The organism is Saccharopolyspora kobensis (assembly GCF_900108315.1).
Lineage (GTDB): Bacteria > Actinomycetota > Actinomycetes > Mycobacteriales > Pseudonocardiaceae > Saccharopolyspora > Saccharopolyspora kobensis.
This window is the reverse complement of the sequence record NZ_FNVB01000002.1, coordinates 1545879-1560744: the sequence shown is the minus strand read 5'-3', so window position 1 is coordinate 1560744 and position 14866 is coordinate 1545879. Positions and strand designations below refer to the sequence as shown.

At 69.5% G+C, this 14866-nt stretch carries 12 protein-coding genes; 10 read left to right on the top strand and 2 right to left on the bottom strand.

Annotated elements, in window-relative coordinates; all coding sequences use genetic code 11:
- The first annotated feature begins 202 nt into the window (after nt 1-202).
- Nucleotides 203-1402 carry an SfnB family sulfur acquisition oxidoreductase gene (locus tag C4T78_RS07100; protein WP_093356574.1) on the top strand — a complete coding sequence of 400 codons (1200 nt, stop codon included), beginning with the start codon at nt 203-205 and terminating at the stop codon, nt 1400-1402.
- A gap of 16 nt (nt 1403-1418) precedes the next feature.
- Nucleotides 1419-2582 (top strand): acyl-CoA dehydrogenase family protein, encoded by a 1164-nt coding sequence (locus C4T78_RS07095; RefSeq protein WP_093356576.1) that lies wholly within the window; start codon nt 1419-1421, stop codon nt 2580-2582.
- A gap of 4 nt (nt 2583-2586) precedes the next feature.
- On the opposite strand, the gene C4T78_RS07090 is transcribed toward C4T78_RS07095, so the two are convergent.
- The gene (locus tag C4T78_RS07090) at nt 2587-3915 is read right to left on the bottom strand and encodes an MFS transporter (RefSeq protein WP_093356577.1); all 1329 of its coding nucleotides are present in this window, start codon (nt 3913-3915) and stop codon (nt 2587-2589) included.
- A 474-nt stretch (nt 3916-4389) separates the two neighbouring features.
- Between C4T78_RS07090 and C4T78_RS07085 the strand changes: the two genes are divergently transcribed.
- From C4T78_RS07085 to C4T78_RS07045, 8 genes are all read left to right on the top strand, one after another.
- Nucleotides 4390-5562, top strand: a complete 1173-nt coding sequence (locus tag C4T78_RS07085; RefSeq protein ID WP_093356578.1) for an LLM class flavin-dependent oxidoreductase — start codon at nt 4390-4392, stop codon at nt 5560-5562.
- A 320-nt stretch (nt 5563-5882) separates the two neighbouring features.
- Nucleotides 5883-7016, top strand: coding sequence for a dimethylsulfone monooxygenase SfnG (sfnG, locus tag C4T78_RS07080; protein ID WP_093356580.1), 1134 nt, complete (start codon nt 5883-5885; stop codon nt 7014-7016).
- Nucleotides 7017-7032: 16 nt separating this feature from the next.
- Nucleotides 7033-8247, top strand: a complete 1215-nt coding sequence (locus C4T78_RS07075; RefSeq protein WP_093356581.1) for an acyl-CoA dehydrogenase family protein — start codon at nt 7033-7035, stop codon at nt 8245-8247.
- Between the two features lie 99 nt (nt 8248-8346).
- Nucleotides 8347-9240 (top strand): MetQ/NlpA family ABC transporter substrate-binding protein, encoded by an 894-nt coding sequence (locus C4T78_RS07070; protein WP_093356582.1) that lies wholly within the window; start codon nt 8347-8349, stop codon nt 9238-9240.
- Complete coding sequence (locus C4T78_RS07065; protein ID WP_235863743.1) at nt 9237-10007, top strand: methionine ABC transporter ATP-binding protein; 771 nt, start codon at nt 9237-9239, stop codon at nt 10005-10007. Before C4T78_RS07070 ends, C4T78_RS07065 begins: the two co-directional genes overlap by 4 nt.
- On the top strand, nt 9997-10665 hold the full coding sequence (locus C4T78_RS07060; RefSeq protein WP_093356585.1) for a methionine ABC transporter permease: 669 nt from the start codon (nt 9997-9999) through the stop codon (nt 10663-10665). The genes C4T78_RS07065 and C4T78_RS07060 overlap by 11 nt, the downstream gene beginning before the upstream one ends.
- Nucleotides 10662-12038: an LLM class flavin-dependent oxidoreductase gene (locus C4T78_RS07055; RefSeq protein WP_235863744.1), complete on the top strand. Its 1377-nt coding sequence runs from the start codon at nt 10662-10664 to the stop codon at nt 12036-12038. Before C4T78_RS07060 ends, C4T78_RS07055 begins: the two co-directional genes overlap by 4 nt.
- Before the next feature lie 1857 nt (nt 12039-13895).
- Nucleotides 13896-14129 carry a hypothetical protein gene (locus tag C4T78_RS07045; protein ID WP_093356587.1) on the top strand — a complete coding sequence of 78 codons (234 nt, stop codon included), beginning with the start codon at nt 13896-13898 and terminating at the stop codon, nt 14127-14129.
- A gap of 363 nt (nt 14130-14492) precedes the next feature.
- On the opposite strand, the gene C4T78_RS36770 is transcribed toward C4T78_RS07045, so the two are convergent.
- On the bottom strand, nt 14493-14866 hold a 374-nt coding region (locus C4T78_RS36770; RefSeq protein ID WP_220389064.1), incomplete at its 5' end, for a hypothetical protein.

The following is a 14866-nucleotide window of genomic DNA, read 5'->3' as shown; positions in this document are numbered from 1 at the left end:
CCCGGTGTTGGTGGTTCTCCCGAATCCTCAGTGGATCATGTTGGTTCCTCCTTAACCGGCTCGAAACAGAACGGCCACAGTGGACTCTCCCGGGTGGCTACCAGCATCTGGAACGGGGTTGAGCGAGCCGTTCGGGTCGGTAGTGTCCGGGTCGAGAAGACTGGTGCGCTTGGTGTTTCACCGCAAGCTGTGGAGGAGTCCGATGGTCCACGTCATCGCCGACGACGCGGAGGCGCTCGCCGTCGCCGCCCGGCTGGGGGAGCGGTTCGCCGAAGGCGCCTCGCAGCGCGACGCGCAGCGGATCCTGCCGAAGGACGAGCTGGCGGAGCTGTCCGAGAGCGGGCTGCTCGGCATCACCGTGCCCCGGCGGCACGGCGGGGCGGAGGTGTCGCACCGGACCTTGGGCTCGGTCTTCCGGCTGCTCGCGGCCGGTGATCCGAGCATCGGCCAGATCCCGCAGAACCACTTCTTCTTCCTGAACGTGCTCCGGCACAACGCCACCGAGCGCCAGCTGGCCTTCTTCCACGCCGAGGTGCTGGCGGGCAAGCGGTTCGGCAACGCGCTGGCCGAGGCCGGCGCGAAGACCGCGCACGCCTTCGAGACCAGGCTGGTCGAGCAGCCCGGCGGGGACTTCCTGATCACCGGCACCAAGAACTACACCACCGGCGCGCTGTTCGCGCACTGGATCCCGGTGTTCGCGGTCGACGGCGAGAACCGGGTCAACGCGGCGTTCGTCCCGGCCGGGGCCGACGGGCTGACCGTGCTGGACGACTGGGACGGAATCGGGCAGCGCACCACGGCCAGCGGCACGGTGCTGCTGGACGGCGTCCGGGTGCCGCCGGAGCGGGTGGTGCCGCACTACCGGACCTTCGGCGAGCCCGAGATCTTCGGTGCGTACGGGCAGTTCCTGCACGCCGCGATCGACGTGGGCATCGCCGGGGCCGCGCTGCGCGACGGCGGGACCGGGGTGCGCGAGCTCAGCCGCCCGTGGTGGGAGGCCGGGGTGGAGCGCACCGCGGAGGAGCCGTTGGTGGTGCAGCGCTTCGGCGAGCTCGCGCTGCGCGTGCGCGCGGCCGAGGCGTTGCTGAACGAAGCGGGCGATGCGCTCGACGCCGCGAGGCGGGCGATCGACTCGGGAGCCGACGACGCCGAGGACAAGGCCGCGGAGGCCTCCGTCGCGGTGGCCGCCGTCCGCGCGCAAGCCGACGACGCCGCGGTGTCGGTGTCCAGCGACATCTTCGCGCTCATCGGCGCCCGGGCCGCCCGGACCGGCCGCAACCTCGACCGGCACTGGCGCAACGCCCGGACGCACACGTTGCACGACCCGCGCCGGTGGAAGGTCCAGCACCTGGGCGACTACGAGCTCAACGGAACGCACCCGCCCCGCAACGGAATCGTCTGAGGACGAGGAGGATCACGTGTCGACGGAGGAGCTGGCGGAGCGGTTCCGCCCGGTGTTCGAGCGGATCGCCGGCGGCGCGGTCGACCGCGAGCGGCAGCGCCGCCTGCCGCGCGAGGAGGTGGGCTGGCTGCGGGACGCCGGTTTCGGCGCGATCCGGGTGCCGCAGCGCTTCGGCGGTGCCGGGGCCCGGCTGGACGAGCTGTTCGGCCTGCTGGTGGAGCTGGGCGAGGCCGATTCCAACCTGCCGCAGGCACTTCGCCCGCACGTCCTCTTCGTCGAGGAGCAGCTGCGGCAGCCGCCGTCGGCCGCGCGCGAGGAGTGGCTCCGGCTGGTCGCAGGCGGGGCGCTGGTCGGCAACGCGATCAGCGAACGCGGTCCGCACGAGGTCGGGCGGCTGAACACCCGGTTGTCGGAGAAGGACGGGCGCCCGGTGCTCAACGGCACGAAGTTCTACGCCACGGGCGGCCTGTTCGCGGACTGGCTGACCGTGCGGGCCGAGCGGGCGCCGGGGGAGCTGGTCGTGGCGCGGGTTCCGGCGAACGCGGCCGGGCTGGTCCAGCGCGACGACTGGGACGGCTTCGGGCAGCGCACCACCGCCAGCGGCACGGTCGAGTTCACCGACGTCGAAGTCGACCCGGCGCACGTCGTGCCGTGGGACCGGGGCCCGGGCCCGCACACCGCGCTGGCGCAACTGGTGCTCCTGGCCTCCCTCGTCGGCGTGGCGCGTGCGGCGGCGCGCGACGCCACCGGGTTCGTGCGGCAGCGCCGCCGCTCCTACAGCCACGCCAGTGCGCCGCTGCCCAAGGACGATCCGCTGGTCCAGCAGGTGGTCGGCAAGATCCACAGCGCCGCGTTCGCCGCTCAGGCGACGCTGGAAGCCGCGGTCGCCTCGGTGCACCGGGCGCAGGAAGGCGCGCAGGCCGACGTCATCGCCGCCGAGGACGACGTGGCCAAGGCGCAGGTGGCCATCGCCGAGGCGGTCCTGCGCGCCACGGCGGAGCTGTTCGAGGTGGGCGGGTCGTCGGTGGTCAGCGAGGCGCGGCAGCTCGATCGGCACTGGCGCAACGCCCGCACGCTCACCGTGCACAACCCGCTGATCTACAAAGCCCGGGCGGTGGGCGATCACGCGATCAACGACGCGCTCCCGGTCTTCGGCTGGACCACCGGAGCACCGGCCTGAACGCTCAGGCGTTGCGCCCGAAGTAGAGGTCGCGCGGGCGCAGCGCCAGCGTCGCGCCCGCGCCGATGAGTCCGGCGAGCACCAGGTAGCCGCAGGCCCACCACGGCGAGCCACCGACGGCCAGCAGCATCGTGATCACCATCGGTGTGAGGCCCGAGGCGTAGATGCCGGAGAACTGGTAGACGAACGACATCCCGGTGTAGCGCAGCCGCACCGGAGCCAGCTGCGCGTACAGCGTGCCTTGCGGGGCGTAGAGCACCGCGTGGACGACGCCCAGCACCAGCACGATCACCACCCCGATCAGCAGCGGGTCGCGGGTCTGGAACGCGAGGAACGTGGGGAAGACCGAGGCCGCGAACAGCGCCGCGCCGAAGGTGTAGGTGCGGCGGGGAGTCCAGCGGTCGGCGAGCCGTCCGAACACCGGGATGAGCAGGGCCAGCGCGATCGAGGCGGCCATCACGGCCACGAGCACATCGGTGCGCGGCAGGTCCAGCGTCGTGGTCGCGTAGGACAGGAAGAACACCGCCCAGGTGTTGAAAGCGGCGCCCTCGGCCCAGCGCGAGAGCAGGCCGAGCAGCGTGTTGCGGCGGGCCGTGCGGTCCCGGAAGAGGTCCAGGAACGGTGCGCGGGAGGTTTCCCGCGCCGCGCGCATCTGCTCGAAAGCCGGTGTTTCGGCCACCCGCAGGCGGATCAGCAGACCGATGAACACCAGCACGATGCTGAGCCCGAAGGCGATCCGCCAGCCGTAGCCGAGGAACTGCGCGTCGTCGAGCACGTTGCCGAGCAGTGCGAACAACCCGGTGCCCAAGCCCAGCCCCAGCGCGAGGCCGACCTGCGGCCAGGCGCCGTAGCGGGCCTGCTTGCCCGGCGGCGCGTACTCCACCGCCATGAGCACCGCGCCCGCCCACTCGCCGCCGATCGCCAAGCCCTGCACGATGCGCAGCAGCACCAGCAGGACGGGCGCGAGCAGCCCGATGTCGGCGTAGGTGGGCAGCGCGCCCATCAGGGCCGTGGCCACGCCCATCAGCAGCATCGTGGTCACGAGAGTGCGTTTGCGGCCGATCCGGTCCCCGATGTGTCCGAACAGGACACCGCCGAGCGGGCGGGCGACGAAGCCGACGAAGAACGTAGCGAAGGCCAGCACGGTGGAGACCGTCGGATCGTCGGTGGGGAAGAACAGCTTGTCGAAGACGAGCCCGGCGGCGGTGCTGTAGAGGAAGAAGTCGTACCACTCCACGGTGGTGCCCATCAGGCTGGACGCGATCACCGTGCGGACGTCCTTGGCCGGCACCTGCCGGGTGCCGGGCGCCTCGGCGTGCGAGGTCGCGGTCATGGTGCTGTCTCCTGCGGGAAGAGCGGCCCGCTCGGGGCCGGTGTGCGTGCCGGATCGGCTGGTGGTTCAGGAGGCGGAACAGGCCGCGGACGTCACGCGCAGCAGGTCCACGTGGTGGCGGCAGGTCAGCAGCACCGGTCGGAGCACACGGCGACGCTATGGAGGCGGCCGACGCGGTGTCAACGGCGCGGCGGACCGGTTCCAGCGGATGGGATCACCGCGCGCCCGCCAGGTGGGACGGCCCGGCCGCCGGTTGACACCCGCGGCGCCGCTTTGCTGCGATTGATCCGTGCGAGCCGCGGCGCTGTTCACCAGGCGCCGGCACGTGGACTTCCACCGCGTGTCGGCGCAGGCCTGTCGTCCCTGACCAGCAGTTCCGCCCGCCCGCGCGGCGAGGCCACCTCTTCGTCCACAACGGACTCGACGGGTTCGCGACCACGTGCCGGGCCGGTCCCGCTTCCCCTGGAGTGACTGATGTCTTTGACCTTCCACTGGTTCCTGCCCACTTACGGCGACAGCCGGTACCTCGTCGGCGGCGGGCACGGCGTGGCCACGACCAACACCGCCACCGGTTCCCGGCCGGCGACGCTGGCCTACCTCGGCCAGATCGCCCGCAGCGCCGAGCAGCTCGGGTTCGAGGGCGCGCTGACGCCGACCGGCGCCTGGTGCGAGGACGCCTGGCTGTCCACGGCGATGCTGGCGGAGGTCACCGAGCGGCTGAAGTTCCTGGTGGCGTTCCGGCCCGGGCTGCTGTCGCCGACGCTGGGCGCGCAGATGGCCGCGACGTTCCAGCGCCACTCCGGCCAGCGGTTGCTGCTCAACGTGGTGACCGGTGGTGAGGGCGCCGAGCAGCGCGCCTACGGCGACTTCCTGGACAAGGACGCCCGCTACGCGCGCTGCGATGAGTTCCTGCACGTCGTGCGGGGATTGTGGCGGGGCGAGCGGGTCGACTTCGAGGGCGAGCACGTGCACGTCGAAGGCGCCGAGCTCGCCCGCACCCCGGACCCGGTGCCCGCGCTGTACTTCGGCGGGTCCTCGCCCGCGGCGGGCACTGTCGCGGCCAAGCACGCCGACGTGTACCTGACCTGGGGCGAGCCGCCGCAGAAGGTCGCGGAGAAGGTCGAGTGGATCCGCGCGCTGGCGGCCGAGCAGGGCCGCACCCCGCGCTTCGGCATCCGGCTGCACGTGATCAGCCGCGACACCGGTGAGCAGGCCTGGGCGGAGGCGCAGCGGCTGCTGGACGCGCTGGATCCGGCGACGATCTCGCGCGTGCAGGAGGGCTTGGGGCGCAGCGAGTCCGAGGGGCAGCGGCGGATGCTGGAGCTGCACGGCGGATCGACGGCGAACCTGGAGATCCACCCGAACCTGTGGGCGGGCGTCGGCCTGGTGCGCGGCGGGGCCGGGACCGCGCTGGTCGGCAGCCACGCCGAGGTGGCCGAGCGCATCGAGGAGTACCACGCGCTCGGCATCGACGAGTTCGTGCTCTCCGGGCACCCGCACCTGGAGGAGGCGTACTGGTTCGGCGAAGGCGTGCTGCCGATCCTGGAGCGCAAGGGGCTGTGGCGGCACCCGGCCGGGGCGGCCGATGCCGCGCCGGCGAGCATCCCGTTCGCGGGCGGGTCGCGGGAGCCTGCCGCGGCGTCCTGACCGACGGCAGCACAGCGGGCCCACCGGGCGGCACCACGCCGCCCGGTGGGCCTTTCTCATCCACATAGGACGTTGTCCGGGTGGTGAGATCCGTTGACACCGCTGATCTTCTCTGGTGGCATTGATCCGTGTTCCCCGCAGACCGGCTGACCAGGCGCCGCCACGTCGACCTCGTTCGCGTCGGCGCGCAGTCCTGTCGCGGCTGCTGATCTCCTCCGCCGCCTGAACCGGGCGGCCGATCCCCCTTTTTCCCGCGAGCTGCCAGATGCAGCTGGTGCCGGTGCCGCGCGCCGGTACCCCGTGCGCGACAGGAGATGAGCATGTCCGATGCCCACCGCGCCGAACCGCTGAAATTCGCCTACTGGGTGCCCAACGTCAGCGGTGGCCTGGTCACCAGCAAGATAGAACAGCGAACCGACTTCGGATTCGACTACAACCGGGAACTCGCCGCGCTCGCCGAGCGCAACGGGTTCGAATACGCGCTCAGCCAGGTCCGCTACGCCTCCAGCTACGGCGCCGCCCAGCAGCACGACCCGGCCGCGTTCAGCCTCGGGCTGCTGCTGGCCACCGAACGGCTTAAGCTGATCGTCGCCGCGCACCCCGGGTTGTGGCACCCGGCGATCCTGGCCAAGTTCGGCATCACCGCCGATCTGCTGTCCGGCGGCCGCTTCGCGGTGAACATCGTCAGCGGCTGGTTCAAGGACGAGTTCACCGGCCTCGGCGAACCCTGGCTGGAGCACGACGAGCGCTATCGCCGCACGGAGGAGTTCATCCGGGTGCTGCGCGGCCTGTGGACCCGGCCGGGCTTCGACTTCAGCGGCGATTTCTACCGGATCCACGACTTCAGCCTGCGCCCGCAGCCCCACCCGGTGCCCGGCCGGGCGCACCCGGAGATCTTCCAGGGCGGCAACTCCACCGCCGCGCGGCAGGTGGCCGGCCGCGTCTCCGACTGGTACTTCAGCAACGGCAAGGACTTCGACGGATTCACCGAGCAGGTCACCGACGTCCGGGCCGTTGCCGCCGAGCACGGCCGCACCGTGCGGTTCGGGCTGAACGGGTTCCTGATCGCCCGCGACACCGAGGCGCAGGCGCGCGACGTGCTGCGCCAGATCGTCGAACAGGCCGACACCGAGGCGGTGGAGGGCTTCCGCGCCGCCGTGCGGCAGGCCGGTAAGTCCACTTCGGACGGAAAGGGGATGTGGGCGGACTCCGGGTTCGCCGACCTGGTGCAGTACAACGACGGGTTCCGCACCGGGCTGATCGGCACGCCGGAGCAGATCGCGCACCGCATCGTCGAGTACAAGAAGCGCGGTGCGGACCTGATCCTGCTCGGCTTCCTGCACTACCTCGACGACGTCGAGCACTTCGGCCGCCACGTGCTGCCGATCGTCCGCGAACTCGAAGCCGAACTCGACCGCACCGGCGATCCGCTCGGTGCCGGAAACGCACGGTGACCGGAGGGGTACGACGATGACCACGAGGAACTGGACCGACGCACGACCCACGACCGCGGCCGAGTGGATCGAACGCGCCAAGGACGTCGCCGCGGTGCTGGCCACCGACGCCCTGGCCCGGGACCGGGCGAACAGCACACCGCACGAAGAGGTGGCGCTGCTCAAGGACGCCGGGCTGGTGACGCTGCTCGGGCCGCGCGAGCACGGCGGAGCGGGCGAGAGCTGGGAGACCGCGTACCGGGTCGTCCGCGAAGTCGCCAGGGGCGACGGCTCGATCGGGCAGCTGCTCGGCTACCACTACCTGTGGGCCTGGGCGGCGCGGCTGGTCGGCACCGCCGAGCAGATCGCCGCGGTCGAAGAGCTCTACACCCGCAACAACCTCTTCTTCGGCGGGGCGGTCAACCCCCGCGACGACGACCTGGTCATCGCCGACGAGGGCGACTGGCTGGTCTTCCGCGGCCGCAAGTCCTTCTCCACCGGCGGCAAGGTGTCCGACCTGACGGTGCTCGAAGGTGTGCTGGAGGACAGCGGCGGGCACGTCTTCGCGATCGTCCCGTCCGACCAGCAGGGCATCACCTTCGGCGACGACTGGGACAACCTGGGCCAGCGGCTCACCGAATCCGGCAGCGTGCTCGTCGAGGACGTGCGGGTGCCGTGGGCCTCGGCGGCGGGCTACGTGGACAAGGAGTTCCACCCGCTGACCTACAACACGCTCAACGTGCCGACGATCCAGCTGGTGTTCGCCAACTTCTACCTCGGCATCGCCCAGGCCGCGCTGCAGGCGGGCCTCACCTACACCGCGGAGCGCACCCGGCCCTGGCCCTACGGCGGGGACAACAAGGACTCCGCGACCGAGGAGTTCTACGTGCTCGACGCGTTCGGCGACCTCCAGGCCAAGCTCTGGGCCGCCGAAGCGCTGATCGACAAGGCCGGTGCCGTGCTGTCCGGGCTGCTGCACGCCGAGCGCGAGTCGCTGACCGAGCGGCAGCGGGGCGAGGCCGCGGTGCTGATCGCGGCGGCCAAGCAGCGCATCATCGACACCGGCCTGGAGGTCAGCACCCGGATTTTCGAGGTCACCGGCGCGCGGGCCACCGCGAACTCGGTCGGCCTGGACATCTACTGGCGGAACCTGCGCACGCACAGCCTGCACGACCCCGTCGCCTACAAGCGGGTGGAGGTCGGGCGCTACGCGCTGCTCGGCGAACTGCCCGAACCCACTTGGTACACCTGACCACCGAGGTGGGGGAGAGGTCGTGAGCGCGCGACCGGGCCCCACCCCGGTCGCGCGCTCACGACCCGCACCTCCGCGCACCAGCAGAAAGCGACCGCAGTGTCCACATCGCACCACCCCTCCCGCCGGAACAAGCACTTCCTCGCCCTGATCGGCACCCTGGTGCTGGCCCTCGCAGGCTGCGGGCTGGCCGGCGGCACCGCCTCGGACGAGCGCACCATCAGCGTCATCGCCACCGACAGCCCGCCGTACCACGACCCGCTGGAGATCGCCCGCGAGCAGCTCGAAGCCGAGGGCTGGCGGCTCGACGTCCGGTACGTGACCGACATCGTGCAGCCCAACCACGCGGTCAGCGCCGGGGAAGCCGACTTCAACTTCTTCCAGCACGGCGCCTACCTGCAGACCTTCAACCGGGACAACGGAACCGACGTGGTGCCGCTGTTCTACGCCGTCGGCTCGCCCGCGGGCGTGTACTCCACGCGCTACGACGACATCTCGCAGCTGCCCGACGGCGCCCGCATCGCGCTGCCGGTGGACCCGGCGAACAACGGCCGCGCCCTGCACCTGCTGGCCGGTGCCGGACGGCTGAAGTTGCGCGAGGGCGCGCAGGTGGTGACCACCAGCCAGCGCGACATCGTGGACAACCCGCACGGCTACTCCTTCGTGGAGGTCGACCAGCAGACGCTCACCCAGACGCTGCCGGACGTCGATGCCGGTTTCCTGTTCTCCCGGCAGGCGATCGAGATCGGGCTGGACGTCGAGGGCTCGGCACTGCTGCGCGAGCAGGACCTCGACGCCGTTCCGTACCGGATCGTCGTCGGCGGCCGCCCGGACGAGGTGGGCTCGGCCAAGGCACGAGCCCTGCAGGCGGCGCTGCAGAGCCCGCGGGTCCGCGACTTCTTCAAGCAGTTCTACGGCGAATGGGCCCCGCTGCCGTGGAACGAGGACCCGCAGGCCCAGCTCGGCCAGTGGTGGAAGGACGGCGGACGTTGATCACCTTGCGCGGCGTCACCAAGCGCTTCACCGGCCCGGGCGGCCCGCTGACGGCGGTCGACGACGTCGACCTGCACGTGCCGCGCGGATCGGTGCAGGGCGTCATCGGGTTCTCCGGGGCGGGCAAGTCGACGCTGATCCGCCTGATCAACCTCTTGGAGCGGCCGGACTCCGGCTCGGTCGAGGTCGACGGCACCGATCTGACCGCTGTGGACGATGCCGAGCTGCGCAGGCGGCGCGCCAAGATCGGCATGATCTTCCAGCACTTCAACCTGCTGGCCAACCTCACCGCGGCGCAGAACGTCGAGCTGGCCCTGCGCATCGCCGGAGTGCACAAGACGGCCCGCGCGGCGCGGGTGGCCGAAGCGCTCGCGGTGGTGGACCTCTCCGACAAGGCCGACGCCTACCCGGCGAAGCTCTCGGGCGGGCAGCAGCAGCGGGTGGCGATCGCGCGGGCGCTGGCCAATGAGCCGTCGGTGCTGCTGTGCGACGAACCGACCAGCGCCGTCGATCCGCGGACCACGGTGTCGGTGCTGAGCTATCTCAAGGAGGTCAACGAGCGGCTCGGCATCACGATCGTGCTGGTCACCCACGAGATGAACGTGGTGCGCGCGATCGCCGACGACGTCGCGGTGATGGACGGCGGCAAGGTCGTCGAGCACCTGCGGCTGGACGGCTCGTCGCTGCGTCCGGAGACCGAGATCGCCCAGTTCCTGATCGACGACCGCATCCGGCTGCGGAGTTCGGAGGAGACCCATGTCGGCTGAACGCGTCCTCGCGGCGCTCCCGGAGATGGCCGAGGCGCTCGGCGAGACCGCGATCATGCTGCTGATCACGGTGCCGATCGCGGTGCTGGCCGCGATCCCCACCGGAGTGCTGCTGTGGTCGAGCGGACCGGGCGGGCCGAGCCCGTCACCGCGGCTGCACCAGGTGCTCAACGCGGTGGTGAACCTCGTCCGCTCGTTCCCGTTCCTCGTCCTGCTGATCGCGATGATCCCGATCACCCGGCTGATCGTGGGCACCAGCGTCGGCACCCTCGCGGTGACCGTGCCGCTGTGCGTCAACGCCGTCGCCTACCTGTCGCGGTTCGTCGAGCAGAACCTGCTGCAGGTCGACCCCGGCGTGATCGAGGCGGCGCAGGCGATGGGCGCGTCGAAGCTGCGCACCATCTGGAGCGTGCTGCTGGTCGAGGCGCGCCCGGGCCTGGCGGGCTCGATCACCATCATGGTGGTCAGCTTCATCTCCTACTCGGCGATCGCGGGCCTGGTCGGCGGCGGGGGCATCGGCGATTTCGCCATCCGGCACGGTTACTACCGCTACGAGACGGGTGTGATGGTGGTGGCGGTGCTCGTCATGATCGCCCTGGTGCAGCTGGTCCAGCTGGTCGGCAACCTGACCGTGCGACGACTGGACAAGCGGCTGTGAGCGCCCGGAACCGGTTGCGGCTGAGCGCTTTCGTCATGGCCACCACTTCGCACATCCTGGAAGGCCAGTGGCGGCACCCGCAGGCCCAGCAGCACCGCTTCGACGAGCTGTCGCTGTGGACCGACCTCGCCCGGCAGCTGGAGGCGGCACGCTTCGACGCGATCTTCTTCGCCGATGTCGTCGGTCTCTACGGCAACTACCGGGGCAGCTGGGACATCTTCGCCACCGAGGGCCTGCAGATCCCCTCGCACGACCCGTCGGTGATGATCTCCGCGCTCGGTGCGGTGACCGAGCACCTGGGCCTGGCCTGGACCAGCTCGGTGATCCAGGAGCACCCGTTCACCTTCGCCCGGCGCGCGGCCACGCTCGACCACCTCACCGGCGGCCGGACGGGCTGGAACATCGTCACCTCGGCGCTGGAGAACGCCCACCGCAACTTCGGGCTGCCCGGTCTGACACCGCACGACGAGCGCTACCGGTGGGCCGACGAGTACGTCGAGGTGGTCTACAAGCTGCTGGAGGGCAGCTGGGAGGACGACGCGCTGCGGCGGGACAAGGCCGCCGGGGTGCACGCCGATCCGGCGAAGATCCACAAGATCCACCACCGCGGCGAGCGCTACTCGGTGGAGGGCCCGCACCTGGTGGCGCCGTCGGCGCAGCGCACGCCGGTGCTGTTCCAGGCGGGCACCTCTCCAGCCGGGATGGCGTTCGCGGCGCGCAACGCCGAAGCGGTGTTCATGTTCGCCGGTTCGCCGGACAGCGCGCGCAAGATCACCACCACCGTCCGGGCCGGTGCTGCCGGCCACGGCCGCCGCCCGGAGGACGTGCTGTTCTTCGCCGGTCTGTCCTTCGTGGTCGGCAGCACCGAGGCCGAAGCCCGGCGGCGCAAGGCCGACTTCGACGAGTACCTGTCGGTGGACGGCCTCGCCGCGCACATGCTCGGCGGGATGGGCGTCGACCTCGGCGACGCGCCGGTGGACACTCCGCTGAAGGACCTGCGCGTCGAGGGCGGCCGTGGCGTGCTGCAGGCCGTCATCGATTCCGTGCCGGGAGGCAACCCGACCATCGAGGACATGGTCCGCTACCGGGCGGAGCGGATGCGGCTGGTCGGCACGCCGGAGCGGATCGCCGACGAGCTGGAGCGCTGGCAGGACGCCGGAATCGACGGGATCAACATCATCAACCACGTCATCCCGGGCAGCTACGCGGAGGTGATCGACGGCCTGCTGCCCGAACTGCGCAGCCGCGGCCTGGCCCAGGCGGAGTACGCCCCGGGAACCTTCCGCGAGAAGCTGTACTCCGACGGCGCCCGCCTGAACCCGCGCCACCCGGCAGCGTCCTACCGCGCAGCCTTCCACGACGCACCCCGCTGAAACCCGGTCCCGTGCAGAAGCGACTTCGCGCAAAGTCGCCCTCCGTTTCCGGTCGTCAAAGGCCGTGAGTGTTTCGAGGGGCTATAGTAACTAGCGTTTTGTTGCACTACTGTTATTCAGCGGATTTGCCGGTCGCTAAAACCGGCGCGATGACCTTCTCCCGCAAGGGAGGGGGCCGTGTTCTCTTCCTGCCGACTTGGCGAAGCATTCTTAGGCGGCGTTAAGGGGTATCTCACGGCTGTGACGAACGTTCGCTGAGTCTGCCCCTTTGACGACGCCTGATAGCTCTCGTGGAGGTCTACGGGAAGAGGGCACCGTCACCTGAACGGACCGCAGGGCTGCTGCCTCGCCTCATCCCGCAGCCCTGCCTGGGATCTGAGGGCGACAAGCACCCCAGCCTTATCTCGTGGCGCAAGCGTGAACAGCCTTAGCTATGCGTGCTATACGTCTTGCGCGATTTCGCGTACAAGATCTTCACTGATGTGGTATGGCGCTCGAAATAATCCCTGGTCAACGGGGTCGAGCGAGCAAGCCGCGAGTGAATCTCTGCGGGGCTATGCGGCGGGGCTATGCGACTTAGGCGAAAGCTATGCGTATTGCCCAGAATTCCTTCCGTTTGGGTCTTCATGCGGTGCACGCTGTGATCACGTTCATCGCAGCGCGACGGGGCGTCGTCCGGTTCTGTTGCGCATTAGCTCGAAGGGATAACTGATGAGGCTCTTGCTGGTCTGGTGGGCAGCGTGCGCGTTCATGGTTCTTGCGCCTGCCGTGCTGGCTCTGACGCACGTGGATAAAAAGCGACGCCGAGAGGCCCGTCGTTGCTTCTGCTTCAACCTGACGCTGGCGGCAAGCTCATCAGGAGCTGCGATTGCAGTGCTCAGCTTGGCGCAGCTGAGCGTGATCTAGGGGCAGGATGCTTTGATCGAAGCCTGACAGCGTGGGCCTACGGCTCCACGCGCTGTAGGTGGCTCCCAGTATGTACGGATACGGTGCCGCCAGGCCGAAGGCACAAGCTCGCAGATGGTTCCCTTTATATCGGGGGCCTGGCGGGACGTGGACGAATGTCCGTGAATGTGCTCTGACCAGCACGAATAGTGCTGAGGAGTACCGACGTGTTTGGACAGTTTCCGACCCTCGGACGGCCTGGTGACGGCCTGACGTGGCCTAGTGGTGAGCCGGTTCCGACCTTGCAGGACCGTGACTTTCTGCCTGGTGATCATGCGGTCATCGCTGTCGGCGGCGCGATCGTGGCTGAGGCGGTGTCGCAGGTCTGGTTGCTCCGGATGGTCACGGGGCAATGGGACGTGTTCGGCAGTCCAGCAGAGGAGCTGGCGCGGGTGGAGGCGACGTTGGCGCTTCTGGAATCCGCTGTGACTGAGGCTCGCCGGACGATCGGCCCAGTGGCGCTGGCTGCTCGGCAACGGGGACGTGACGGGAGGGAGGGCTAGAGCTGTCTGGCCGTGCGGTGCAGATCGTGTGTGGCCTGCCCCGCACGTTGGTCGGCGGGCGGCCTCCACCCGCAAGGGAAGAGGACACTGTCCCCGAACGAACCGCAGCGCTGCGGCCTCACCTCATCCCCGAGACCTGCCAGGGGTTTGGGGGCGGCGAGCACCCCAGGGATCTTGGAGCAGAACCGGCAGGGTCCGGCAACACGTTCAACGACGCTGAGTACACTTCATCACGCTGCGTTACAGAGTTTCGTTGAAGCTAGGTCAGCTGCCCTCTTGCCTAGTGTGTGTCGGGACCGGGACCGTGCTTGGAGACAGCTGGAAATGGGAGAGGAACGCGGCATAACTGCACGGGTTGTCAACATCGTTCAGCTTCACGGGGCTGGGCTTACCGGTGTTGAGGTGTGCCGTGTTCAGCAGCGTTGGGTTCACGCTGGCTCTGTTCGTACTCGCGTTTGCCCTCCTGGTCGTCGGGGGCTTATGGGGGCTGCACCGGGTGCTTAACCACTTCAAGGCCACCTCCGGTCGGCAGGTGGTCGAGTTCAAGCTCCAAGCCCGGAAGACCTCGGTTGAGCTGTACGTGGCGGACCGGGAGCACTTCGAGCCTGCTCAGTTGGGGCCTCCCACAGAGGACAGGAATTGACCTGGTGCGGGGCGAAACGGGACGACGATGTGATCGACGGTCTGCACATGCTGGGCCGGCTGCGGCCGCTAGGGAGTGGCCTGCTGACCGTCCTGCCTGGAAAGGAGTCTCGTCCAGTTTCCAATCGTCGGAGATCGGCGGGCTATGCGATGGACGCTTGCCCTTCGCCGTTTCCGGACTGCGGTGGCGCGCTGATGTCTGGCTCTTCCGGGGAGAAGGGCGTTGATTCGACAGTATGTTCCTGTGCGGTGATCCCCTTAGATACGGTAGGTAGCAGTCGATGTGGGGAGAGCAATGAGCCGATCCGGCGCTGCTCGTAGGACGCGACCGCTGGTTCGTGCGCTGGTGGCCGCGGCGTTGTCGTCAAGCGTGGCGGTACTGATCAATATCGCTACGTCTGATCCGGCTAAGTGGTGGCCGTGGATCGGGGTTTTTCTTCTGACTGCCCTGGTGGGGGTCGCGAGTTGGTGGGGGGAGCATCGTCAGAGTCCCCGTACCAAGTTGGCTGCTGGTAGCGCCGCGAGGCAGGAACTTTTGAATCAGGCTCGACAGCTTCGGGCGGGTGGTGATCTTGCAGGTGCGGAGGAAAGAGTTCGCGCCCTTCTTGGGCAAGTACGTGCGGACGTTGGTGAGGAGCACCCCGACACCGTGGCCGCACGGAACCTCCTTGCTTGGGTGTTGCAGGATCGTGGGGAGCTGGCTGAGGCCGAGGCCGAGTTCCGGGCGGTGCTGAAGGT

Excerpts from the sequence above, each read along its gene's own strand:
- C4T78_RS07100 (WP_093356574.1), top strand. The coding sequence starts at position 203 with ATGGTCCACGTCATCGCCGACGACGCGGAGGCGCTCGCCGTCGCCGCC.
- C4T78_RS07090 (WP_093356577.1), bottom strand. The coding sequence starts at position 3,915 with ATGACCGCGACCTCGCACGCCGAGGCGCCCGGCACCCGGCAGGTGCCG.
- C4T78_RS07085 (WP_093356578.1), top strand. The coding sequence starts at position 4,390 with ATGTCTTTGACCTTCCACTGGTTCCTGCCCACTTACGGCGACAGCCGG.
- sfnG (WP_093356580.1), top strand. The coding sequence starts at position 5,883 with ATGTCCGATGCCCACCGCGCCGAACCGCTGAAATTCGCCTACTGGGTG.
- C4T78_RS07075 (WP_093356581.1), top strand. The coding sequence starts at position 7,033 with ATGACCACGAGGAACTGGACCGACGCACGACCCACGACCGCGGCCGAG.
- C4T78_RS07060 (WP_093356585.1), top strand. The coding sequence starts at position 9,997 with ATGTCGGCTGAACGCGTCCTCGCGGCGCTCCCGGAGATGGCCGAGGCG.